Origin of the sequence: Paraburkholderia ferrariae NBRC 106233, assembly GCF_000685035.1 — a bacterium.
GTDB classification, from domain to species: Bacteria; Pseudomonadota; Gammaproteobacteria; order Burkholderiales; family Burkholderiaceae; genus Paraburkholderia; species Paraburkholderia ferrariae.
The window spans coordinates 231,772-255,628 of record NZ_BAYB01000009.1 but is presented as its reverse complement, the minus strand read 5'-3'; the positions used below and the strand labels follow the sequence as shown (position 1 = coordinate 255,628).

Sequence of the window (23,857 nt, the reverse complement as noted above, 5' to 3'; positions counted from 1 at the left end):
CGAGGCGTTCGCGCAGTGGTATCGTCTCGCCGGTGCGAAGGCCTTTCCTGCCGATGCCGCTGCGCTCGCATACTGAGCGCAGCGGCATCGGCACATCTCATGGCGCAGGCTTGAGCGCCGCGTAGGTGCCCGGCGTGATGCCATAGGCGCGTTTGAATGCGCGATTTAAATGGCTCTGATCGTAGAAGCCCGCGCTCGCGGCCGCGTCGGCCGGGCTCTGGCCCGCTGCCAGCAGGCGTTTGGCGGCAATGAGGCGCAACTGGTTCGCGTAGGCGTGCGGCGGTAGGCCGTACTCCTTCGAGAACGCGCGGATCAGGTGGTAGCGGCTCAGATCGACGAGCGCGGCCAGTTCGTCTACGGCAATGTCGAGGTCGTGATGGGCGGCAATATAGTCGCGCACCCGCGCCATTTTCTGCGTTTCGCGTCCCGCGGCGGCGGCTTCGTCCACCTCGGGCTTCGGTTGCCCGTAGCGGCCGAACAGCATGCCCATGGCGGCCCACCAGTTCGCCTGGCGCTCCATGAGCGGCATCGGGCCATTGTCGTCGAGGCTCGCGTGGGCCTTCAGCAGTAGCCGGCACAGCACTTCGTCGTGGTATTGGCCGGGCGGCACGGCGAGCAGGCGTTCGCTGCGGCTGTCCTCGCTGAACACCGAAGAGAGCGCGGCAAGACCGGCGTGGTCGAGATAGATCGCGCGGTAGTGCCACGCCTTGTCTTCCCATACGTGGCCCGAGTGGTATTCGCCAGGACCGAACACCCGCACCGTTCCCGGACCGGAAACGTCCGCGCCCGCGCGCGTGCGGCATTCGCCGGCGCCGAATTCGGTCATCACGATCACGAGTTCGTCGTGCACGTGCCGGTCGAACTCGTGCGCCCCGTAGCGGGCCGTGGCCAGCGCGGCGCCCGCAAGCGCGGCGTCGCGCCGGTACAGGACCGCGTTTCCGGGTGAGGAGGTGTCTTCCATGGCGCTCGAAATCTTCAGGCAGGGCGTGGCGGGGCGAGCTTCGTCATTGCTTTCGCTTTCGCCGCGTTCGCCATGTTCGCTATGTTCGTCATGTTAGCTTGATCCGCACGCGCCGGTTGCTGCGGCCCTTGTTCTCGACCTTGGTGATGCGTACCGGCCGCGACTGCGCCGTGTTCGAGAGATGGGTGCCGCCGCACGCCTGGCGGTCCAGGTCGCCAATCTCGACGATGCGCACGGTGCCGTCCGGCGTGGGCGGCGGCGCTACCGAGCGGCTGCGGATCAGCCCGGGCGTAGCCTCGGCTTCGCGCAAGGGCAGGTGATACGTGCGCACGTCCAGCCCGCGGAGAATCACGTCGTTCAGCGGGGCTTCGAGTGCGCGCAGGGCGTCGTTCGGCGCTTCGGGGAGATCGAAGTCCATGCGGGCGATGCCGTCCGCGTTGATCTGCGCGCCGGTTACGAGTGCGCCGTCGAACGCCTGATAGACGAGGGCGTTGAGTATGTGTGTGGCCGTATGGAGTTGCGCCAGGGTTGCGCGGCGTGCTGCGTCGATGCTGACCTGCACGTCGCCCGCGAGTTCGAGCGGGGCATCGAGCAGATGCCAGCAGCGCCAGCCTTCCACCGAAATGCCGACGATGCGCGCCACACCCTGGGCATGCGTGAGGGTGGCCGTATCGCAGACCTGGCCGCCGCCGCCCGGATGCAGGGCGGAGCGCGAGAGCAGCACGGCGCCGGGGCGGGCATCGACCACGCTTGCTTCGAAGTCGAGCAGCTCGGGGTGGTCGTGGCAGAGATAGTGGGGCATGGCGGCAACCTCGTGGAATCCGGGATGAAGTTTCAGGATGAACCCCCGGTTGCCGCCACTCTAACGGGGCGCGAACGGCCCCGTCTTGGTCAAAATTGCGCAGCGCGCCATTAATGCGGCGACGACCACCCCTTGTAGCTGCCCACGTTATCCCGCGTAATGAGTTGCGGCATCATCTCGATCAGCGGGTTCGCTGGCTTCTTGCCGTTCATGATGCCGTAACCCACGTCCACTGCCGTCTGCGCCATCTTCCACGGGTCCTGGCTGGCGGAAGCCTGCACGAGCGTATCGGTCTTGAGCGCGGTTTCGATATCGGGCGCGCCGTCCACCGAGGTGATCACGATATTGCTGCGATGCAGCTGCTTCGCGGCCAGGTCGCTGCCGATCGCCTGCGGGTCGTTGATCGTGAAGACCGCATCGAGCTTCGGAAAGCGCGTGAGATAGCCGAGCATGGCGTTCATGCCGCCGTCGCGCGAACCCTTGCCGTCCTGGTCGTCGGAGAGGACCTTGATGCCCGGCGCCTTCGAGAGCACCGACTTGCAGCCGTTCACGCGGTCGATCACGGCCGAGACTTGCGGGCCGTTTTCGATGATCACGTTGCCCTTGCCGTTGAGCTTCTTCACGATGTAGTCGCAGGAGAGCTCGCCGGCCTTCACGTTGTCGGTCTGTACCGTTGCGTCCGCACCGGCGGCGCTCACGTCCACGGCCACCACCACGATGCCCGCGGCGCGCGCCTTCTGCACGGCGGGCAGGATGGCTTTCGGATCGACGGCGTTCAGGAGGATCATGTCCACGTGCGCGGAAATGAAGTTGTCGATCTGCGTGAACTGCTTGTTCAGGTCGTAGTCGGCGGAAACGGCTGTCACCTTGGCATTGGGGTTGAGCTGCTTTGCCTTGGCCTCGGCGCCGTTGACGATCGTCACAAAGTAAGGATTGCCGAGCGAACCGACCGTCACGCCGATCGACTTGATCTGCTTGTCCGCGGCATGCGCGCCCTGCAGGGCGAAGCCGAGGGTCACGGCGGCAGCGGCGATGACCGCTTTCTTCTTGAACATGGGTTGCCTCCAGAAAGGTCCTGTTGTCTGGCTCGGGCGCGAGAGGACCGCTCGCGCCCGATGGTGCTGTATGAGGAGAGGGTTCGCGTGACGTTACGTGCGGGCCGAGCCGCGCTGACGATAGCGGTCGAGCGCCACGGCGCCCACGATCACGAGGCCCTTGATGATGTATTGCCAGATGTCCGAAACGCCCAGCAGCACGAGGCCGTTGGACAGCACGGCGATGATGAGCGCGCCGATGAGCGTGCCGACGATCGAGCCCACGCCGCCCACGAAACTCGTGCCGCCCAGGATCACGGCCGCGATGGCGTCGAGCTCGTACGACTGGCCGAGCTGCAGGCCGTTGGCGGCGTAGAGGCGCGCGGCGGACATCACGGCGCCGAGCCCCGCGAGCAGGCCGGAGATCGCATAGACGAAGAGTTCGATGCCCCACACCTTGATGCCCGAGAGGCGTGCGGCTTCCGGGTTGCCGCCCACCGAATAGATATGCAGGCCAAGCACGGTGCGGCGCAGGACGAACCACGAAACGGCCACCACGGCGAGCGCGATGATGACGAGCCAGGGAATGCCGAGCACCGTGCCGTTGCCGATGAAGGCGAACGACAGTTGCGGGTTGAAGATGGTGGTGTCGTGGCCCATGAGCCGCGCGATGCCGCGCACGGCGGTGAGCGAACCGAGCGTCACGATGAAGGGCGGCAGGCGCAGGAACGAGATCAGCGCGCCGTTGACGATGCCGAATCCGAGCCCCACGGCCAGTGCGGCGGGCACGCCGAGCCACCCCCAGCCGGGAATGTTCGACGCCAGCATCGCGGCCACGGCGCCCGCGGAAAGGATCGAGCCCACCGAGAGGTCGATGCCGCCCGTAAGGATCACGAAGGTCATGCCCGCGGCCAGCACGATATTGATGGAGGCCTGCTGCGTGACGATCGAGAGGTTTTCGAGCGTGAAGAAGCCGTCGGTCAGGAAGCCGAAGCCCGCGCACAGCAGCACGAGAACCGGGAGCATGCCGGCCGTGCGCATGAGCGACTTCATGCGGGCGCGGTGGCCGTCCCGGGCGCCGGCGCCCGCTTGCGCCTGTGCGGCAGCGGCGCCGTGGCGGGGAAGAATGTTTCTCATGTCGTACTCCTGATGTAACGTCTCTCGTGTTCGGATAAGGTCAGGCCGCTTCGTCCAGCGCGGACTGCGAGCCGGTGGCCAGTTCGATGATGGCTTCCTGCGTGATGGGCTTGCCGGTATAGCCGCCGACCTCGCCCGCGAATACGCCTTCGCGCATCACGAGCACCCGGTCGGCCACGCCGATGATCTCGGGCAGTTCGCTCGAAATCACGATGATCCCCACGCCGGTCTTCGCGAGCTCGTTGATGATGCGGTAGATCTCCGACTTCGCGCCGATGTCCACGCCGCGCGTGGGCTCGTCGAGAATCAGCACGCGCGGCTGCGTTTCGAGCAGGCGCGAGAGCAGCACCTTCTGCTGGTTGCCGCCCGAAAGCGCGCCCACGTTCACGCGGGCGCTCGGCACGCGGATCGAGAGCGAGCGGATCGCTTCCTTCGCGCGTTCGGCGCCGCGCGCGCGGTCGAGCACGCCGAAGTGCGCGTCGCGCCCGCACACGGCCACGTTGATGTTGTCGCGCACGCTCATGTCCAGAAAGAGGCCCTGATGCTTGCGGTCTTCGGTCAGGTAGACGAGGCCGGCGTTGATCGCGTCGCGCGGCGTGTGCACGTGAAGCGTGTGGCCGTCGATGGCGATCTCGCCGCTCGTGCGCGGCTCCGCGCCGAAGATGAGGCGCGCGAGTTCGGTGCGCCCCGCGCCCACGAGTCCCGCAATGCCGAGCACTTCGCCCGCATGCAGGTCGAGGCTGCAGCCGCGCACGCGGCGGCCGTCGGCCACGTCGCGCACGGTGAGCACCACCTTGCCCGGATCGTAGGGCGCGTGCGCTTTCTTGTAGAAGCCCGAAATGTCGCGGCCCACCATCATGCTCACGAGGCTGTCGGCATTGAGCGCCTCGCGCTCCAGCGTGCCGACGTAGGTGCCGTCGCGCAGCACGGAAACGCGGTCCGAAAGCTCGTAGATTTCGGCCATGCGATGGCTGATGTAGATGATCGCGAGCCCTTCTTCGCGCAACTGGAGAATGAGCTTGAAAAGACGTTCCGTTTCGCGCGAGGAGAGCGGCGTGGTGGGTTCGTCCATCACGAGGATGCGGGCCTGCGCATGCACGGCGCGGGCGATCTCCACGAGCTGGCGTTCCGCGATCGAGAGCGTGCCGACCAGCGTGGCGGGGCCGAAGCTCGCTCCGAGGCGCGTGAGCACGTCTTCGCAGTCGCGCTCCATGGCCTTGCGGTCCACCATGCCGAAGCGGCGGCCGCCCTTGCGCAGTTCGCGGCCCGCGTAGATGTTTTCGGCCACGCTCAGGTTGGGCGCGAGGCTCAGTTCCTGATAGATGACCGCAACGCCCAGTTCGCGCGCGGCGAGGGGGCCGTCGATCTGCACGACCTTGCCCTCGACGAGGATCTCGCCGCCCGCATCGGCTTCGTAGGCGCCCGAAAGAATCTTCATGAGCGTGGATTTGCCCGCGCCGTTCTCGCCCATCAGCGAATGCACTTCGCCGGCGCGTACCGAAAGGCTCACGTTGTCCAGCGCGCGCACGCCGGGAAAGGTCTTGCTGATGCCGCGCATTTCCAGCAGCGGGCCCGGCGATTCAGTTTGCGGCATGACTCACCTCCTGCGTTTGCGCGCCGGCTCCCATGAGGATGCCCGCGCGCGGCGAAAAATTGAAGAACATGGGGAGCGTGGCGGCGCCTAGCGCGCCCGCGTCGGGGCCGAACGTGCCGCGCACGAGTTCGGGCGTGATGCTGGCTTCGGGGGCCGTGGCGGCCACCGCCACGCGCAGGCGCTTCATGAGCGTGTCGACGAGGCCGGCGTCCACGTCCGCGTCCAGCACCACGGCGCGCAGGTCCAGCACGCACAGCGAGGCGCGCAGCGCGGGCGCGAGCGCATCCACGCAATCGTCGAGCCATTCCTCCACGGCGGGATGGCCGCGGGCGATGCAGGCTTCGAGATCGGCGCGGCTGTCCACGGTCTCGCCATAGTGACGCAAGTGCCGCCGCAGCGAAATGAGCGATGCCCGCGAAAGCAGGATGTCCCATTTGCCCGGCGGCTGCGCCGCGGAGGGCAGGCGGCTGGGCGGCACCGGCATCACGGCGAAATCGCCCGCATTGCCGGTGAGGCCGCGCACGCAGTCGCCGTCGATGGCGATGCCGCCGCCGATGGCCGGGCCGAGGAACAGGTAGATGAAGTCGTCGCGCTGACGCCCGCAGCCATAGAACAGCTCGGCAATGGCGGCGGCGTTGCCGTCGTTTTCGCTGAAAACGGGCAGCGCGAGCGCGCGGCCCAGTTCGCCCGCGAAATCGACGTCGTTCCACACGCGGAAAGTATCGGCGGGCAGGCCCAGCTCGCGCAGCCAGCTCCCGAGGTTGTACGGCTGTGCCACGCCGATGCCGGCGATGCGGCTGCGCTCGCGGGCGTCGAGCCGTGACAGCAGATCGCGGATGTCGCGCTGCACGATCTCCTGGGCCACGGGCGGCTGCGGCAGCAGCAGATCGTGCGAGCGCCGCGCGATCATCTGGCCCGCGAAATTGACGAGCACGGTTTCGATGCTGGTGCGGTCGAGCCGCACGCCGATGGCGAACGCGCCGCGCGGGTCGAGGCGCAGCAGGGAGGCCGGCTGGCCGCGCTGGCCGTCGAGGCGGCGGCCCGTGACTTCGATCAGGCCGTTCTCGATCAGCGACGTGATGATGCTGCCCACCGCCGTGCTCGTGAGGTTCGCAAGCCGCGCGAGATCCGCCTTCGAAGCCTCGCCGGCGCGGCGCAGCGCCTGCAGCACGAGGCGCTCGTTGAAGCGGCGGACATTGGCCGAATTGCTGCCTTGCCCGACATGCGGACTTCTCACGTGTCTCCTCCAGCGAGGGCGACGGCGGTGAGGCCGTCATTAATTAAATCATGTTGATTTATTTAATGACGGAAACGCGAGTCTGTCAGCCTGGGGAAATCCCGTGCGTGGGAGGGGGGCGGCGTGCTGGCGAGGTGAGGATGGGGCGGGCGGGATGGGGCGAGGGCGGCAATAATCGCCGCGCATCGCCCGGACATACAGGATTGCTGCTTGATACTCGAGGCGGCTGCCGCGCCCCGGGCCGACTCCAGGCCGACTATTGCGCGCCGCGAATCACCACCTTGCCGAAGTGCTGGCCGCTTTGAAGCCACGCATAAGCCTCGGGCGCCTCGTTGAAACCGAACACGCGGTCCACCACCGGCCGGATCTGCCGCGCAGCAACGAGCCGGGTCACGTCTTCGAGCATCGCGCGGCTGCCCACCATGACACCCTGCAGCCGCCGTATGCCGCCGATCACTGGCAGCAGCGGGAGCTCGGGCCCGGCGAACCCGCTCACGCCGCCGATGATCGACACGGTGCCGCCCAGCTTCGCGGCGGCGATCGAGCGCGGCAGCGTATCGCGGCCGCCCACTTCCACCACGATATCGGCGCCCGCGCCGCCCGTGAGACGCAAGACTTCGTTCTGCCATTCGGGCGTGGCGGCGTAGTTGATCGTTTCGTCGGCGCCCAGTTGCCGGGCGCGTGCGAGCTTCTCGTCGCTGGACGACGTGATGAGCGTGCGCAAGCCGGCTGCGTGCGCGAGCTGGAGTGCCCAGATCGACACGCCGCCCGTGCCCAGCAGTACGACGGTCGAGCCCGGCTGCGCGCCGCTGTCGGCGAAGAGCGCGTTCCAGGCGGTGATGCCCGCGCACGAGATCGTGGCGGCTTCTTCATAGCTGAGGTGAGCCGGAATCGCGACGAATGCCTCTTCGTTTTCGACGAAGCGCTCGGCCAGCACGCCGTCTGCCTGCGCGCCCGGGGAGACATCGATCTTGCGCGGGGCCGGGGCGCCGTCGATCCAGTGCGGGAAGTAGGTGTTGATGACACGGTCGCCCGGTTTGAAGCGGGTGACCGCGCTGCCCACTTCCACCACTTCGCCGGCGCCGTCGGCAACGGGCACGAGCGGCGTGTCGCCCAGGCCCAGATAGTCGCCGCGCGCGAACATCAGGTCGCGATAGTTGAGCCCCGCCGCGTGAATCTTCACGACGACGTCGTGCGGCCCCGGCTGGCGGGGCGCGATATCGGCGCGCTTGAGTGCGTCGATGCCCGCACCCGCCTTCAGTTTCCATGCATTCATGGCTGCTCCCGTTCGGTTGGAGCAGCTATGATAATGTTGCGTACAGGGAAACATTGGCGAGATTAAAGCCACTTACTGTTTCCTGTGAGGAACCAAATACGAGGCCAGGCGATGACCGAACGGTTGAGGGGTGTCGAGGAGTTCGTCGACGTGGTGGAGGCCGGCAGCTTTGCCGCCGCCGGGGAGCGGCTGGGCGTGACGCGTTCGGCCGTGGCGAAAGTGGTCGCGCGGCTGGAGCAGCGCCTCGGCGTGCGGCTCTTGCAGCGCACCACGCGCAGCCTGAGCCTTACCGACGAAGGCCACGCCTATTACGAGCAGTGCCGCCGCGTGCTGGCCGACCTCGGTGCCGCCGAGGCCGCGCTCGATCACGGCCGACGCGAGCCGGCCGGGCGCCTGCGCATTACGGCGCCCGTGCTGTTCGGGCGGCAGTGCGTGGCGCCCGTCGTGCGCGCGCTGGTGGAGGAATATCCGCGGCTCGACGTCGAACTGTCGTTCAGCGACCGCGTGACCGATCTGGTGGAGGACGGCTTCGATCTGGCCGTGCGCATCGGCACGCTGGCCGACCACGCCACGCTCGTCGCGCGGCGGCTGGGCGTGCAGGGCATGGGCATCTGCGCGTCGCCCGCGTATCTCGCGCAGCACGGCAAGCCGGCCGATTTCGCCGACCTGGCCGCGCACACCAGCATTGCCTATGGCCGTGCGGGACAAAGCGCGCCGTGGCGGGTGCTCGGTCCGGACGGCAAGACCCAGGAATGGCGCCCCGCGGCGCGCCTCCATTTCGACGATCTGCAGGCCATTGCCGATGCGGCCGCGGCCGGCGCGGGACTCGCGTGGCTGCCGTGCTGGCTGATGGGCCCGTATCTGCGCGACGGGCGTCTCGCGCTCGTGCTGGACAGCCGCAGCGTGCTGGGCGCCGAGGTGCATGTGGTGCGGCAGAAAGCGCGCCATACGCCGCCCAAGGTGCGGGTGGCCGTGGACGCGTTCGTTGCCCGAATTCCGCCCATGCTCGCGAAGGTTTGAGGAATCGGGGCGCCCGCATCGGGTGCACAGGCACCGCAAGCCTCCAGTGGAGGGCACGCTTCGCGCTATCATTCGAAGGTCAACGAGACGTTCCACCGAAACAAGCAGAGACAAGCAGACACTAGCCGCCAATGGCCAAACAGAACACGACCGGCGCCGCCCGCCGCGGCAGCGGGCCGCACAGGAGCGAGACGCCCCCCGGCAACGACGATGAGAGCGTCGTGCCGGAATCCGCAGCCTTGTCCGTGTGCGCGCAGGAAGGCGCCGACGAAGAAGGCGCGGGCACGTCCACCTACCTCGTGCCCGGCCTCGAACGGGGCCTGCGCATCCTCACGGAATTTTCGGCGCGCGAGCCGGTGCTGGGCGCCCCCGAACTCTCGCGGCGCATCGGCATTCCGCGCACGACCACGTTCCGCCTGCTGCAGACGCTCGAAGCGCTCGGCTTTCTCGAACGCGTGAATGGCGACAAGCAGTTTCGCCTGGGCGTGGCCGTGCTGCGGCTCGGCTTCGAGTATCTGAGCTCGCTCGAACTCACGGATTTCGGTCAACCTGTGCTGGAACGCCTGCGCGATTCGACGGGCCTGAGCACGCATCTGCTGATCCGCGATGGCCGCGATATCGTCTTTGTCGCCAAAGCGCAGACGCGCGACCCCATGTTCAGCTCGGTGAAGGTGCATGTGGGCACGCGTTTGCCTGCGCATGCCACGGTACACGGCCAGGTGCTGATGGGCGATCTCACGCTGGCCGAACTGCGCGCGCTCTACCCGGAGAAGCAGCTCGAACGCTTCACGGACCGCACGCCGGCCACCGTGGCCGACCTCTATGCGCGCGTGCGCGAGAGTGCCGAGCAGGGCTACGCGCTCTCGGAGGCTTCGTTCGAAACGGGGATTTCGGTGGTGAGCGCGCCGGTGCGCGATCAGTCGGGCAGGATCGTGGCGGCCATCACGGCCACGGTGCCGCGCTCCGATATTGGCGGCGACGCCGAGCGCGCGCCTCTGGTCGCAGCCGTATGCGGCGCGGCCATCGACCTCTCCATGCGCCTGAGCTACCGGCCCCGCGCCAGCGACCCTACGGCCGCCCGCGCGGCGCGCAGCCGCTCGCTGCCTGCAGGCTTCTTCTGACTACCGGGTTTTGACCCGGGCGATACTGCTGCGCGGAGGGGCCACCCTCCGCGCGTTGCCCTCACATCGAGGCATTAGAACGAGTGGTGGATACCCGTGACCACGCTCGTCTGATTGCGTCCGCTCGAAACGCCCGCGGTGAAGAGCGCCGCCTGCGCTTCCGAGTTCGCGCGCTCGTACAGCACGTCCACGTACACCTGCGTCGCTTTCGAAAGCGAGTACATGTCGCCGATCACGAACTGGGTCCAGCGGCGGCCCGACAGCGTTGAGGTGGACGCACCGCTCACAATCGCATTGGCGACGGTGACCTGGTAGTTCGCGCCGGCATCGTAGCTCTGGAACGTATCCGAATAGCCGGCCGACTGCAGCTTCGTGCGCGTGTAGAGGCCGTGCAGCAGCAGCTTGCCGAAATCGTACGAGGCGCCGATGCCCATGTTCTCCACCTTGTCGGCCACGTAGGTCGTGGCAGGCTGGCCCTGGAACGTGGCGAGGCCGATGGTCGCGATCGATACCGAGCGGTCGTGCTCGTTGGACCACGTCGCGCCGGCCTTGAACGGGCCGCTCGAATACGTGAGCGCGTAGCTCATCGTGCGGCCGGTCGAGAAGTTCGTGGTGTTGCCAAAGCCGAGCATGGCGCCCGCCGTGAAGCCATACCAGTTCGCCGAGCGGAACTTCACGGAGTTGTCGAACGGCACGACACCCGTATCGGCAAGCTCGTCGATGTTGCCGGGGTGGAACGCAAACCAGTTGCCGGAAACGTAGGCAGTACTGAACGGATCGAGAACGTCGAACGCGAACGGCGTTTGATGGCCGAGCGTCAGCGAGCCGACCTGGTCGGAACTGAGGCCCACGAAGGCCTGGCGGTTGAAGAGCACGCCCGATTTCGCCATGGCGCCCGTGTTCGTGTAGAAGCCGTTTTCAAGCTGGAAGATCGCCTTCAGGCCGCCGCCCAGATCCTCGGCGCCGCGCAGGCCCCAGCGGTCCGGCTGCGTGTTGCCCTGTTCTTCCATCCACCTGGTGCTGCCCCCGACGTTGCTGATATAGGCGACACCGGCATCGAGGCTGCCGTACAGCGTGACGCTGCTTTGTGCCCATGCGCTCGAGACGGCGCAGATTCCGGTCAGTCCCGCGACAATGACGTGCTTCAACTTTGGACTCCTCAACGTATGACGAATGGCCGGATGTTTGCATCGGCCTGCTCAACCTCTTGAAACCCTCTGGCGTGCTCGCCGCTTCTTCTTTTTTGGCGAGCTACACTGGCGTTGAGTGTTCCATATATGGACAAACGTAACGCCTATGGAAAGTATAGAGTTTCTCCGGGGAGGCCAAAATACTTTTTTTGGACGGTGAATACCCTGTGTCGCGGCTGCAACGACGCGTCCATTAGTCTGCGGAAAGCCTGTTCCGGCGGCCGTTGCCGCAACCGTCCGAGAGCGATCCATAAAGGTTGTTCGCGCACCTTTCTCGCACCTTCCGGGGATTGATCGGTGTTTTCCCCAGGCGTGCACGAATTTTATTTTCATGGCGTAAGACGGCTCCTATAATGACCATACATAAACTAATGTTCCTTGTATGGAACATAAGTCCCCTGGAAAGGTGAGAAATGGCTGAAGAATGGCGCTGTGCCGGACATGCCGGCGATCTGTCCGACGACGCACCGCTCGAGTACAAGCTCGACGGCACCGAAATCGGCATCTACAAGGTGGGCGACGAGATCTATGCGCTCGAAAACGTCTGCCCCCATGCGTACGCGTTGCTGACGCAGGGTTTCGTCGATGGCGACACCGTCGAATGCCCGCTGCACGAAGCCGTGTTCCATATCCCGACCGGCAAGTGCCTCAAGGAGCCCGGTGGCCGCGATCTGAAAATGTATGCGGTCCGTCTCGCCGGTGAAGAAATCCAGATCAAGGTGGAATGACATGCGTGAAATCCCCGTGAACTTCAATCCGTGGCTCAAGCCCTGGCTTGCGCCGCAACCGAACAACGTGGCAGGCAAGGGCGTGATCGAGCAGCCGGGCGAGGCGCAGAACCTCGTGTGGCAAACGCGCAAGGCCGAGCCCACGCAATATGAAAACGACTTTGGCGACGCGCTCGAAAAGGTGTTCGAAGCCGGTGCCGTCGAACTCGACGAGGTGGTGGCAGGGCTGAACGGCGCGGGCTTTCGCACGCCCGAAGGCGCGCCGTGGACCGCGGAGCGACTGGCCGCCGAATTCCGCCTGCTCGCCGAATAAGCGGGCGCGCCTTTCACGCCGCCCCCACCGTCTCACCGAATCAGTACCCGGAGCCCCAGATGACGTCCCCCACTCTCGAAGCGGCCGGCGCCGCCGATCCGATCCGCGCCTATCTCGACCGCGGCCTGCGTAATTACTGGTATCCCGTCGTGCCGAGCTGGCAGGTGGGCAGCGCGCCCATCGGCATTACGCGCCTTGGCGACCAGATCGTGCTGTGGCGCGACCAGGACGGCAACGTCCACGCGCTGGAAGACCGCTGCCCGCACCGCGGCGCGCGCCTCTCGCTCGGCTGGAACCTCGGCGACCGCGTGGCGTGCTGGTATCACGGCATCGAAGTCGATGGCGGCGGCACCGTGCAGAGCGTGCCGGCCGTGGCGTCGTGCCCGCTGGAAGGGCAGAAGTGCGTGAAGTCCTATCCCGCGCAGGAGCATGCGGGCGCGGTGTTCCTGTGGTTCGGCGACGACGCGCACAAGGAACCCGCGCCGCTCGTGCTGCCGGAAGAACTGGTCGGCGCGGACTATGCGCAGTTCCTCTGCGTTTCGAACTGGAAGTGCAATTACCAGTACGCGATCGACAACGTGATGGACCCGATGCACGGCGCCTATCTGCATGCCACTTCGCACTCGATGGCCGAAGGCGACAAGCAGGCCGACATGCGCGTGCGCAAAACCGACACCGGCCTCATGTTCGAGAAAGTGGGCCAGCGCGACGTGAACTTCGACTGGGTGGAGCTGGGCGAGACGGGTTGCCTGTGGATGCGCCTCGCGATTCCGTACAAGAAGAAGTTCGGCCCGGGCGGCAACTTCGGCATCATCGGCTTCTCCGTGCCGGTGGATGAAAAGAACTGCCAGGTTTATTTCTGGCGCACGCGCAAGGTGCAGGGCTGGCAGCGCGACGCGTGGCGCTTCCTCTATCGCAATCGCCTGGAAGGGCTGCATTGGGCGGTGCTGGAACAGGACCGCTACGTACTCGAAAGCCTCGCACCCAATGCGCGCGATCACGAATTCCTCTATCAGCACGACGTGGGCATGACGCGCGTGCGCCGCATGCTGCGCCAGCGCGCGCAGCAGGACTTCGCCGAACTGGACGCCTGGCGCGCACAGCATGGCGCGCAGGCGGAGCAAGCCGCTGCGGGCCACAGCCATGCATAACGCTGCGACGCAGGCGAGCCTCGCGGGCCGGCGCGTTGTCGTGACGGGCGGCGCGCGCGGTCTGGGCGCCGCGTTCGTCGCGGCGCTGGCCGCGGCCGGTGCGCGCGTGACCTTCGGCGACGTGCTGCACGACGCCGGCGCGGCGCTCACGGCCTCGCTTGCCGCGCAGGGGCACGACGTGGGCTATGTGCCGCTCGATCTCGCGCAGCCGGAGAGCATCCACGCGTTCGTCGAAAGCGCCGCGCAACGCATGGGCGGCATCGACGGCCTCATCAACAACGCGGCGATCACGAACTCGGGCGGCAAGCTCGCGCACGAATTGAGCGTGCAAACGTGGGACGCCGTCATGAACGTCAACGTGCGCGGCACCTGGCTCATGTGCGCCGCGGCGCAGCGCTGGCTTGCGGAGTCGGGTCACGGCTCGATCGTCAACATCGCTTCGGACACGGCACTGTGGGGTGCGCCCAGGCTGCTCGCCTATGTGGCTAGCAAGGGCGCCGTGATTGCCATGACGCATTCGCTCGCACGCGAGTTCGGCGCGGATGGCATCACCGTCAACGCCATCGCGCCCGGACTCACGGAAGTGGAGGCGACAGCCTACGTGCCGGCCGATCGCCACGCGTACTACCTCGAAGGCCGCGCGCTGCGCCGCCCGCAGGTGCCCGACGACGTAACGGGCCCGGTGCTGTTCCTGCTCTCCGGGGCCGCGCGCTTCGTGACGGGCCAGTTGCTGCCGGTGAACGGCGGCTTCGTGATGAATTGATCTTGTCTAATCGACAGTGTTGAACTTAAAGGAGAAAGCGATGGCCGATGCCGATCTCGAGCGCAAATCGTGGGAGCGTCCCGACGAAGCCAGTTTCGAGCAGTGGATGGACAGCCGCGTGGCGCGCTACGCAACGCGCCGCTACGACTGGGACGCGCTGAAGTTCCAGGCCGACTACGACCCGAAATACCGCCGCGCGCAGATGCGCTATGTGGGCACGGGCGGCACGGGCGTGGCGAAGGACGTGAACACGGTGCCCGCGGGCGGTTTCACGTTCTCGACCATGGTGATTCCGGCCGGCAACATCGGCCCGAGCCACATCCATATGGACGTGGAGGAAATCTTCTTCGTGCTGCGCGGGAAGATGAAAGTGATCTGCGAGAAGGACGGCGAGACCTGGGAAGCCGTGCTCGGCGAGCGCGACCTGATCTCGGTGCCGCCCGGCGTGTACCGCACGGAAATCAACATCGGCGAGGAAGACGCGCTGATGTGCGTGATGCTGGGTTCGCCCAAGCCCATCACGCCGACCTATCCGCCGGATTCGCCGCTCGCGAAGATCAAGCGCGATCTGCAGAAGTAAGGATTCCAGATTGACTGTCACCGGAACCATGACCGTGAATACCCTCGCCATCTCCACCCCGACCGACGATGCCGCCGCGGCCTTCGAAGCGCGCCTTGCGTGCTTCCCGGCCCAGGTCGCCAAAGCGGACGAGGCGGGCGACGTGCGGGTAGGGTATCGCGAAGCGGCCCAGTTGCACGCGTTGCGCAGCGATACGCTGCCGCTCGTGCTGCTGCACGGCATCGGTTCCGGGGCGGCTTCCTGGGTCCAGCAACTGGAAACGCTGGGCGGCACGCGCCGCGTGCTGGCATGGGATGCGCCGGGGTATGGCGATTCCACGCCGGTTGCGGCCGCTTCGCCCGCTGCCGCCGACTATGCCGCACGGCTGGCCGGCTGGCTCGACACACTCGGTATTGCACGCTGCGTGCTGGTGGGGCATTCGCTCGGCGCGATCATGGCCGGTGCTTTCGCCGTGGCGAATCCGCAGCGGCTGGCGGGGCTGCTGCTGATTTCGCCTGCGGGCGGCTATGGCGCGTCGAGCGAGGCATTACGCGCGGAGAAGCGCGATACGCGCCTTGCCATGCTGGCGGAACTCGGCCCGGCCGGGCTCGCGGCAAAGCGCAGCGCCAACATGCTTTCGCCGCATGCGGACGATGCGGCGCGCGCCTGGGTGCGCTGGAACATGGCGCGCGTGCTGCCGCACGGTTACGCGCAGGCGACGCATCTGCTCGCCAACGCCGATCTCGCGGCCGACCTCGCAGCGTTTCAGGGCAAGGTCAGCGTGGCGGCGGGCGCAGACGACACGATTACGCCACCCGCCGCCTGCGAGCGGCTGGCCGCGGCGGCGCACGCGCCGTTCGAGGTCGTGCCGGGTGCGGGGCATGCCGGCTATATCGAAGCACCCGCGGCCTATAGCGCGTTGATCGACGCGTTCTGCCGCGCAGCAGAAGAACAACGGAGTTTCTGAATGACGGCCGATCTCGCCCGCGTGGCTCCCGAAGCCGACGAAGACCGCAGCGACACGAACTATCGCGTGCCGGGTCTGGAACGGGGCCTGCGCATTCTCACCGAATTCTCGCCGCGCGAGCCGGTGCTGGACGCACCCGAATTGTCGCGGCGCCTGGGCATTCCGCGCACGACGGTGTTCCGTCTGCTGCAGACGCTCGAATCGCTCGGTTTTCTCGAACGCGCAGACCGCGACCGCAACTATCGCCTGGGCGTGGCCGTGCTGCGTCTTGGCTTCGAGTACCTGAGCTCGCTGGAGTTGACCGATCTCGGGCTGCCGCTCATCGAGGCGCTGCGCGACGAAACCGGTCTCACTTCGCACATCGTGATTCGCGACGGCCGCGACATCGTGTTCGTGGCGAAGGCGCAAAGCCATGCGCCGATCTTCAGTTCGGTGAAGGTGAACGTGGGCACGCGCCTGCCGGCGCACGCCACCACGCACGGCCAGGTGCTGATGAGCGACTTCACGCTCGACGAGTTGCGCGCGCTCTACCCGGAACCGGCGCTCGAACGCTTCACGCCGCAGACGCCCGATACCGTGGAGGAACTCTTTGCCCGCATCCGTGAGGATGCCGAACGAGGCTACGCCGTGAGCGAGTCGTCGTTCGAGCGCGGTATTTCGGTAGTGTCGGCGCCGGTGCGCAATGACACGGGCCGCATCGTCGCCGTGATCACCACCACGATCCCGCATCCCGCCATCGATGCCCAACTGCTGGGCGGCGGCCTGATCGACAAGGTCCGCCGCGCGGCGACCGAACTTTCGAAGCGGCTCAATTATCGGCCCGGAAGCGGCGCACAGCCCGCCAACCCGTACATGAAGGCATTGGGGATCAGATGATTCAAATCGACTTGACCGGCCAGGTCGCGGTGGTGACGGGCGGTTCGTCCGGCATCGGGCTCGCGGCAGCCGAACTCTTTTTGCGGGCCGGGGCCTCGGTGGCGATCTGCGGCCGCGATGCGGAGCGCCTTGCCCGCGCCGAGCGCGACCTGCGCGAACGCTTCCCGCAGGCGCAGTTGCTCGCCGCGCGCTGCGACGTGCTGGACGCCGCCGAAGTGGCGGCCTTCGCGGCCGAGGTGCAGGCGCGCTTTGGCCGTACCGACATGCTGGTGAACAATGCAGGCCAGGGCCGCGTGTCCACCTTCGCCGATACCACCGACGAAGCGTGGCGCGAGGAACTCGACCTCAAGTACTTCAGCATCATCCGCCCGACGCGCGCGTTCTTGCCGATGCTGCGCAGCTCGGCGAAGCTGGGCAATGCCGCCATTGTCTGCGTGAACTCGCTGCTCGCGCTGCAACCGGAGCCGCACATGGTGGCGACGTCGTCGGCGCGCGCGGGGGTGCTGAGCCTCATCAAGTCGCTGGCGGGCGAGTTCGCGCCGGACCCGATCCGCGTGAACTCCATCCTGATCGGCATCGTGGAGTCGGGTCAATGGCGCCGCCGCTACGAAACGCAGGCCGCGCCCGGTCAAAGCTGGCAAGACTGGACGAGCGAGCTCGCCCGCAAGAAACACATTCCGCTTGGCCGTTTCGGCCGTCCCGAAGAAGCGGCCCAGGCGCTGTTTTATCTGGCCACGTCCCTGTCGTCCTATACGACGGGCAGTCATATCGATGTATCTGGAGGCGTAGCACGTCATGTCTAACACAACCACCGTCGGCGAACTGATTGCCGCTTTTCTCGAACAATGCGGCGTTGAGACCACCTTCGGCGTGATCTCGATTCATAACATGCCGATCCTCGACGCCATTGGCCGCCGCGGCAAGATCCGCTACGTGGGCGCGCGCGGCGAAGCGGGCGCGGTCAACATGGCGGATGGACTGGCGCGCGTCTCGGGCGGCCTCGGCGTGGCCTTCACCAGCACGGGCACGGCGGCGGGCAACGCGGCGGGCGCGATGGTCGAAGCGCTGACCGCGGGCACGGCACTCCTGCACATCACCGGCCAGATCGAAACCGAATACCTCGATCAGGACCTCGCGTACATCCACGAGGCACCGGACCAGTTGACGATGCTCTCGTCGATCTCGAAGGCGGCGTTCCGGGTACGTTCGGTCGAAACCGCGCTGCCCACGATCCGCGAAGCGGTGCGCGTGGCGCGCACGGCGCCGAGCGGCCCCGTCAGCGTGGAGATCCCCATCGACATCCAGGCTGCGCTGACCGAGTGGCCTTCCGATCTCGGCGCACCCCACCTCACGGCGCTCACGCACGACGACGCACGCGTGGAAGAACTCGCGGCTGCACTCGCGAATGCGAAGCGTCCGCTGCTGTGGCTCGGCGGCGGGGCGCGTCATGCCAGGGCGGCAGTCGAGCGTCTCGTGGCGCTGGGCTTCGGCGTGGTGACGAGCGTGCAGGGCCGCGGCGTGCTGCCGGAAGATCATCCGGCGACGCTGGGCGCCTTTAACGTGAGCGCGCCGGTCGAGCACTTCTACAAGACCTGCGACGCGCTGCTGGTGGTGGGCTCGCGTCTGCGCGGCAACGAAACGCTGAAGTACAAGCTCGCACTGCCGCAGCCGCTCTACCGCGTGGATGCGGACGCGCTGGCGGACAACCGCGGCTATCGCAACGCGCTCTTCGTGCACGGCGATTCGGCGGCGGTGCTCGACGCACTGGCCACGAAGCTCGAAGGCAAGCTGAAGGTCGATCCGCAGTTCACGGCGGATCTCGCTGCCGCGCGCGAAACCGCGATTGCGGAAACGGCCAGGGGCCTCGGCCCGTATCGCCGCCTCGTGGAGTCGCTGCAGCGTGCCGTGGGCCGCGACTACAACTGGGTGCGCGATGTGACGATCTCGAACAGCACCTGGGGCAACCGTCTCCTGAAGATCTTCAGCCCGCGTGCCGGCGTTCACGCACTGGGCGGCGGTATCGGCCAGGGCATGCAGATGGCGATTGGCGCGGCGCTGGCCGGGTCCGCTGCGAAGACCGTGTGCCTCGTGGGCGACGGCGGCCTGATGGTCAACGTGGGCGAACTCGCCACGGCCGTGCAGGAAAAGGCCAACGTGATGATCGTGCTGATGAACGACCAGTGCTACGGCGTGATCCGCAACATTCAGGACGCGCAGTACGGCGGCCGCCGCATGTTCGTCGATCTGCACCAGCCGGACTTCGCGCAGTTCTGCGCGAGCCTGGGCCTCAAGCACTACCGCCTTTCGTCGCTGGACGACGCGGACGCCACGATCCGCGAAGGTCTCGCGTTCGAAGGCCCGGTGCTGCTGGAAGTGGACATGAAGTCGGTGGGCAGCTTCGAGACTGTCTTCGCGGGGCCGCCGGTGCGCAAGGAGGAGCCGCAACATGCCTAACGGGATGATAGCGGGGAGAGCGGGCGCGACCCCAGGCGCGACGCAGGCGCCGGTCGATATCGCGATGATCGGCTTCGGTGCGATCGGGCAGACGGTCTATCGCGCCGTCGCGGCCGATCCGCTGGTGCACGTTTCGCACGTGATCGTGCCCGAGCAGCACGCGCGCCAGGTGCGCGACGTGGTGGGCGCCTCGGTGGAAGTGGTGTCCTCGGTTGCGGCGCTCTGCAGCCGCCCGCAGTTCGCGCTCGAATGCGCGGGCCACGGCGCGCTCGTCGATCACGTCGTGCCGCTCTTGAAGGCGGGCACGGACTGCGCGGTGGCTTCCATCGGCGCGCTCTCCGACGTCGATCTGCTCGAGCGCCTCTCGCTCGCGGCCGACGAAGGCCATGCCACGCTCACGCTGCTTCCGGGTGCGATCGGCGGGATCGACGCGCTTTCGGCCGCCAAGCTCGGCGGCCTCGACGAGGTGCTGTACGTGGGCCGCAAGCCGCCGCTCGGCTGGCTCGATACGCCGGCCGAAGAAGTGTGCGACCTGCGGGCGCTCACGAGCGAGCGCGTGATCTTCGAAGGCAGCGCGCGCGAAGCGGCGCGTCTCTTTCCGAAGAACGCGAACGTGGCGGCCACCATCGCGCTGGCGGGCCTCGGGCTCGACCAGACAACGGTGCGCCTGATCGCCGATCCGGCCGTCGAGCGCAATGTGCACCGCATCGTCGCGCGCGGGGCATTCGGCGAGATGTCGCTGGAGATGTGCGGCAAGCCACTGCCGGACAACCCGAAGACCTCGGCGCTCACCGCGTATAGCGCGATTCGCGCGCTGCGCAACCGGGCCGCGCGCTGCGTGATCTGACGAAGGAGTGGCGGGGCGCATGCGCCGCCCCCCACATGAGGAACTGTGAAATGACTGCTTTCGATACGAGCTTTTTGCGTGACCTGGTGCCCAACGGCGACATCCTGATCGGCGGCGAATGGTGCCGCGGGCGCGCCGCGCCTTACGCGAGCGTCTATCCGGCCGACCAGTCGCTGAACCTGGAAGTCTCGCAGGCAAGCGCCGAAGACGCCGACGAGGCCATCGTGGCCGCCGACGCCGCCTGGCGCCGCGCCGACTGGGCCGGGCTCAAGCCGCATCAGCGCGCGCTCGTGCTGTACCGCATCGCCGACCTTATCACGCAACGCCACGAAGCGCTGGCGCACCTGCAGCGGCGCGACAACGGCAAGCCCATCGGCGAGACGCGCGCGCTCGTGGCGAGCGCGGCGAACACGTTCCGCTACTACGCGGCGTGCCTCGAAACGCTCGACGAAGAGCTCACGCCTTCGCGCGGCGACTATCTGACGATGAGCGTCTATGAGCCCATCGGCGTGATCGCGGCGATCACGCCGTGGAATTCGCCGATCGCCTCCGACGCACAGAAGCTCGCCCCGGCGCTGGCGGGCGGCAACGCGGTGGTGCTCAAGCCCGCCGAAGTCACGCCGCTCGCTTCGCTCGCGCTCGCGCGCATCTGCGAAGAGGCCGGCGTGCCCAAGGGCGTGCTGAGCGTGCTGCCGGGCAAGGGCTCGGTGATCGGCGACGTGCTGGTGCGCCATCCGCTCGTGAAGAAAGTGTCGTTTACGGGCGGCACGGACGTGGGCCGCGGCATCGCGCGCATCGCGGCGGAAAAGCTCATGCCGGTCTCGCTGGAGCTGGGCGGCAAGTCCCCCACCATCGTATTCGACGACGCCGACATCGACCATGCCGTGAACGGCGTGCTGTACGGCATCTTCAGTTCGTCGGGCGAGGCGTGCATTGCGGGCTCGCGCCTGTTCGTGCAGCGCGGTATCTACGACGCGTTCATGAAGCGCCTGGTGGAAGGCGCGCGCAAGCTGCGCGTGGGCGACCCCGAACAGGCCGACACGCAAATGGGCCCGCTCATCACGGCGAAGCACCGCGAAACGGTGGAGCGCTACGTGGCGCTCGGGCTCGAAGAGGGCGGACGCCTTCTGTGCGGCGGCGAGCGTCCGGTGGGCGAGGCGCGCGAAAACGGCTTCTTCTATCAGCCGACCATTCTCGAAGGACTCCAGAACAATGCACGCATCTGCCAGGAGGAAATCTTCGGGCCGGTGCTGGTGGCCATGCCGTTCGACGACGAAGCCGCGCTCATCAAGGAAGCCAACGACAGCGTGTTCGGCCTCGCCGCCGGCATCTGGACGCGCGACTACAAGCGCGCATGGCGCATCGCGCGCGCGCTGGAAGCGGGCACGGTCTGGATCAATACGTACAAGCTGTTCTCGATCTCCACGCCGTTTTCGGGCTGGAAGGACAGCGGCATGGGCCGCGAGAAAGGGCGGCTCGGCATTCGCGAATACATGCAGCAGAAAAGCCTCTACTGGGGCTTGAACGACGCACCGCTGCCGTGGGCCAGGGCCTGACGGCCCGCGCTATTAGAGAGTTTCCATCATGACGATACTTGGCATCGAACAGATTACCTACGGCGTGACCGACCTCGAAACCTGCCGCCGCTTTTTCGCGGACTGGGGCATGAAAGAAGTCGCACACGACGAAACGCGCGCGCGTTTCGAAACGCTGAATGGTTGCACCGTGCTCGTGGCCGATGCGAGCGACCCCTCGCTGCCCGTCGCCTTCGAAGCCGGCCCGACGCTTCGCGAAGTGACCTGGGGCGTGGCCGCGCGCGAAGAACTGGACGTCTTGCGCGAGCGCCTGAAGGGCCAGCCCGGCTATTACGCGAACGACGAAGCCGTGGGCTGCTACGACCCCGCGGGCATGGCGATTCGCGTGGAAGTCACGCGTCGGCGCGAGATCGACGTAAAGGGCTCGCCTTCGAACGTGTGGGGGCAGACGCTGCGCGTCGATCAGCCTTCGCCCATCTACGAGCGCGCCGAGCCGGTGGAAGTGGGCCACGTGGTGTTCTTCACGAACTGCCTCGCCGAGCAGGAAGCGTTCTATCACGACCTGCTGGGCTTCGAAACTTCGGACCGCTATCCGAACCGCGGCGCGTTCATGCGCTGCGCGCCGCACGGCGGCCACCACGACCTGTTCCTGCTCGCACTGCCCGACGGCAAGAAAGGGCTGAACCACGTGGCGTTCACGGTGCGCGACATTCACGAAGTCTTTGGCGGCGGCCTGCATATCAGCCGCTGCGGCTGGACCACGCAACTGGGCCCGGGCCGGCATCCGGTTTCGTCCGCGTACTTCTGGTACTTCAAGAACCCGGCGGGCGCCCTGATCGAGTATTACGCCGACGAAGACGTGCTCACGCCGGAGTGGCAGCCGCGTGATTTCGAGCCGGGCCCGACCGTGTTCGCCGAGTGGGCCGTGGATGGCGGGCTCGACGGCAACACGCGCCGCCAGAAGAACGCGCAGGCGCCGGAAGGCAAGTTCATGACGGAGCGCAAGCAATGAACACCGAAGGCACGCAGGAGGCGCAGCAAGCGCAAGATGCGCCGCGCACGGTTGTCGTGATCGGCGGAGGCCAGGCGGCGGGCTGGGTCGTCAAGACGCTGCGCAAGGAGGGCTTCGACGGCCGCCTCGTGATGATCGCCGACGAAAGCCACTTGCCGTACGAGCGCCCGCCGCTTTCGAAGGCGGTGCTTTCGGGCGATGCGGATATCGATACCGTGCGCATCGTGAAGCCCGACGAATTCGCGGCGCTGAACGTGGAGGCGTGGCAGCCCGACTGTGCCACGAAGATCGACCGCGCCGCGCGCGTCGTGACGACCTGCACGGGCCGCGAGGTGCAGTACGACCGCCTCGTGATCGCCACGGGCGGCGCGGCGCGCCGGCTGCCGGCGAGCGTCGCGAAGACGGCGCACATCACCTACCTGCGCACGCTCGACGAAGCCGTGGCGCTGGGCGAGCGCCTGCGTGCGAGCCAGCGCGTGCTGGTGGTGGGCGGCGGCTGGATCGGGCTCGAAGTGGCGGCCACGGCGCGCAAGCTCGGCGTGGAAGCGACCGTGGTGGAGGGTGCGCCGCGCCTGTGCGCGCGCTCGCTGCCGCCGCTCGTTTCCGGGTTCCTGCTGGACCTGCACCGCGCGAACGGCGTGGACGTGCGTCTGAACGCGGCGCTCGTCTCGCTCGAAGATCACCCGGAAGACGCAGGCCGCGTACGCGCGACGTTTGCGGACGGCTCGACGCTCGACGCCGATTTCGCCGTCGCCGGCATTGGTCTCGCGCCGCACACGGCGCTGGCGGAAAGCGCGGGACTGGCGGTCGCGGACGGCATCGTGGTGGACGAGTTCGGCGCCACCGCCGACCCCAACGTGTTCGCCTGCGGCGACGTGGCGAATCATCCGAACGCGTGGCTCAAGCGCCGCGTGCGGCTGGAATCGTGGGCCAACGCGCAGAACCAGGCGATTGCGGCGGCCAAGGCCGTGCTCGGCGTGAAGGTGCCGTATGCCGAGATTCCGTGGTTCTGGTCCGATCAGTACGACGTGAACCTGCAGATCCTCGGCGACCTGCCGGCCGACGCCGAGCTTGCGGTGCGCGGCAGCCTGGAAGAAAAGCGCGCGACGCTCTTCTTCGTGCAAGAGGACAACCTGCGCGGCGTGATTGCGATTAACGCGGCGCGCGATCTGAAGCTCGCGCGCAAATGGATGAGCCAGGGCCGTGTGGTCGATCTCTCGACCTTGACCGACACCAGCAAGGCGCTTGCCTAGATCAACCCTACGGGAATGGATGAGACG

At 67.1% G+C, this 23,857-nt stretch carries 23 protein-coding genes; 15 read left to right on the top strand and 8 right to left on the bottom strand.

Annotated features, from left to right (window positions below):
- Window positions 1-97 precede the first annotated feature (97 nt).
- From BFE01S_RS11720 to BFE01S_RS11690, 7 genes are all read right to left on the bottom strand, one after another.
- Window positions 98-961, bottom strand: coding sequence for a helix-turn-helix transcriptional regulator (locus tag BFE01S_RS11720; protein ID WP_028225659.1), 864 nt, complete (start codon window positions 959-961; stop codon window positions 98-100).
- 88 nt (window positions 962-1,049) lie between these two features.
- Complete coding sequence (locus BFE01S_RS11715) at window positions 1,050-1,763, bottom strand: alanyl-tRNA editing protein (RefSeq protein ID WP_028225658.1); 714 nt, start codon at window positions 1,761-1,763, stop codon at window positions 1,050-1,052.
- A 110-nt stretch (window positions 1,764-1,873) separates the two neighbouring features.
- The gene (locus tag BFE01S_RS11710; RefSeq protein ID WP_028225657.1) at window positions 1,874-2,818 is read right to left on the bottom strand and encodes an ABC transporter substrate-binding protein; all 945 of its coding nucleotides are present in this window, start codon (window positions 2,816-2,818) and stop codon (window positions 1,874-1,876) included.
- A 93-nt stretch (window positions 2,819-2,911) separates the two neighbouring features.
- A complete protein-coding gene (locus BFE01S_RS11705; RefSeq protein ID WP_042337517.1) occupies window positions 2,912-3,934 on the bottom strand; it encodes an ABC transporter permease subunit in 1,023 nt (340 codons plus the stop codon).
- Window positions 3,935-3,974: 40 nt separating this feature from the next.
- Entirely contained in the window at window positions 3,975-5,528 is a 1,554-nt protein-coding gene (locus tag BFE01S_RS11700) for a sugar ABC transporter ATP-binding protein (protein WP_028225655.1), read from the bottom strand.
- Entirely contained in the window at window positions 5,515-6,765 is a 1,251-nt protein-coding gene (locus tag BFE01S_RS11695; protein ID WP_028225654.1) for an ROK family transcriptional regulator, read from the bottom strand. The genes BFE01S_RS11700 and BFE01S_RS11695 overlap by 14 nt, the downstream gene beginning before the upstream one ends.
- A 256-nt stretch (window positions 6,766-7,021) precedes the next feature.
- Window positions 7,022-8,041: a zinc-dependent alcohol dehydrogenase family protein gene (locus tag BFE01S_RS11690; RefSeq protein ID WP_028225653.1), complete on the bottom strand. Its 1,020-nt coding sequence runs from the start codon at window positions 8,039-8,041 to the stop codon at window positions 7,022-7,024.
- A 111-nt stretch (window positions 8,042-8,152) separates the two neighbouring features.
- Here BFE01S_RS11690 and BFE01S_RS11685 point away from each other — a divergent pair, with 111 nt between their 5' ends.
- Window positions 8,153-9,061 (top strand): LysR family transcriptional regulator, encoded by a 909-nt coding sequence (locus tag BFE01S_RS11685; RefSeq protein WP_028225652.1) that lies wholly within the window; start codon window positions 8,153-8,155, stop codon window positions 9,059-9,061.
- A gap of 131 nt (window positions 9,062-9,192) precedes the next feature.
- A complete protein-coding gene (locus BFE01S_RS11680) occupies window positions 9,193-10,182 on the top strand; it encodes an IclR family transcriptional regulator (RefSeq protein ID WP_028225651.1) in 990 nt (329 codons plus the stop codon).
- Window positions 10,183-10,256: 74 nt separating this feature from the next.
- Here the strand turns inward: BFE01S_RS11680 and BFE01S_RS11675 are convergent, their stop codons facing one another.
- Window positions 10,257-11,330 (bottom strand): porin, encoded by a 1,074-nt coding sequence (locus BFE01S_RS11675; RefSeq protein WP_028225650.1) that lies wholly within the window; start codon window positions 11,328-11,330, stop codon window positions 10,257-10,259.
- A 455-nt stretch (window positions 11,331-11,785) separates the two neighbouring features.
- On the opposite strand from BFE01S_RS11675, the gene BFE01S_RS11670 reads away from it, so the two are divergent.
- The 13 genes from BFE01S_RS11670 to BFE01S_RS11610 are packed head-to-tail and all read left to right on the top strand — an operon-like array spanning window position 11,786 to window position 23,830.
- Window positions 11,786-12,100, top strand: a complete 315-nt coding sequence (locus BFE01S_RS11670) for a non-heme iron oxygenase ferredoxin subunit (protein ID WP_028225649.1) — start codon at window positions 11,786-11,788, stop codon at window positions 12,098-12,100.
- 1 nt (window position 12,101) lies between these two features.
- Window positions 12,102-12,413, top strand: coding sequence for a recombinase-like helix-turn-helix domain-containing protein (locus BFE01S_RS11665; RefSeq protein ID WP_028225648.1), 312 nt, complete (start codon window positions 12,102-12,104; stop codon window positions 12,411-12,413).
- 59 nt (window positions 12,414-12,472) lie between these two features.
- Entirely contained in the window at window positions 12,473-13,564 is a 1,092-nt protein-coding gene (locus BFE01S_RS11660; RefSeq protein ID WP_028225647.1) for an aromatic ring-hydroxylating oxygenase subunit alpha, read from the top strand.
- A complete protein-coding gene (locus tag BFE01S_RS11655) occupies window positions 13,557-14,327 on the top strand; it encodes an SDR family oxidoreductase (protein ID WP_028225646.1) in 771 nt (256 codons plus the stop codon). The genes BFE01S_RS11660 and BFE01S_RS11655 overlap by 8 nt, the downstream gene beginning before the upstream one ends.
- A gap of 40 nt (window positions 14,328-14,367) precedes the next feature.
- The gene (locus BFE01S_RS11650) at window positions 14,368-14,907 is read left to right on the top strand and encodes a cupin domain-containing protein (RefSeq protein WP_028225645.1); all 540 of its coding nucleotides are present in this window, start codon (window positions 14,368-14,370) and stop codon (window positions 14,905-14,907) included.
- 28 nt (window positions 14,908-14,935) lie between these two features.
- On the top strand, window positions 14,936-15,853 hold the full coding sequence (locus tag BFE01S_RS11645; RefSeq protein ID WP_042337515.1) for an alpha/beta fold hydrolase: 918 nt from the start codon (window positions 14,936-14,938) through the stop codon (window positions 15,851-15,853).
- A complete protein-coding gene (locus BFE01S_RS11640) occupies window positions 15,854-16,729 on the top strand; it encodes an IclR family transcriptional regulator (RefSeq protein WP_028225643.1) in 876 nt (291 codons plus the stop codon).
- Window positions 16,726-17,532: an SDR family oxidoreductase gene (locus tag BFE01S_RS11635; protein WP_028225642.1), complete on the top strand. Its 807-nt coding sequence runs from the start codon at window positions 16,726-16,728 to the stop codon at window positions 17,530-17,532. Before BFE01S_RS11640 ends, BFE01S_RS11635 begins: the two co-directional genes overlap by 4 nt.
- On the top strand, window positions 17,525-19,183 hold the full coding sequence (locus BFE01S_RS11630; RefSeq protein ID WP_028225641.1) for a thiamine pyrophosphate-binding protein: 1,659 nt from the start codon (window positions 17,525-17,527) through the stop codon (window positions 19,181-19,183). The genes BFE01S_RS11635 and BFE01S_RS11630 overlap by 8 nt, the downstream gene beginning before the upstream one ends.
- A complete protein-coding gene (locus tag BFE01S_RS11625; protein WP_028225640.1) occupies window positions 19,176-20,030 on the top strand; it encodes an aspartate dehydrogenase in 855 nt (284 codons plus the stop codon). Before BFE01S_RS11630 ends, BFE01S_RS11625 begins: the two co-directional genes overlap by 8 nt.
- A gap of 50 nt (window positions 20,031-20,080) precedes the next feature.
- Window positions 20,081-21,586, top strand: a complete 1,506-nt coding sequence (locus BFE01S_RS11620) for an aldehyde dehydrogenase (RefSeq protein WP_028225639.1) — start codon at window positions 20,081-20,083, stop codon at window positions 21,584-21,586.
- Between the two features lie 28 nt (window positions 21,587-21,614).
- On the top strand, window positions 21,615-22,577 hold the full coding sequence (locus BFE01S_RS11615) for a VOC family protein (protein WP_028225638.1): 963 nt from the start codon (window positions 21,615-21,617) through the stop codon (window positions 22,575-22,577).
- A complete protein-coding gene (locus tag BFE01S_RS11610; protein WP_028225637.1) occupies window positions 22,574-23,830 on the top strand; it encodes an NAD(P)/FAD-dependent oxidoreductase in 1,257 nt (418 codons plus the stop codon). The genes BFE01S_RS11615 and BFE01S_RS11610 overlap by 4 nt, the downstream gene beginning before the upstream one ends.
- The last annotated feature ends 27 nt before the right edge of the window (window positions 23,831-23,857 follow it).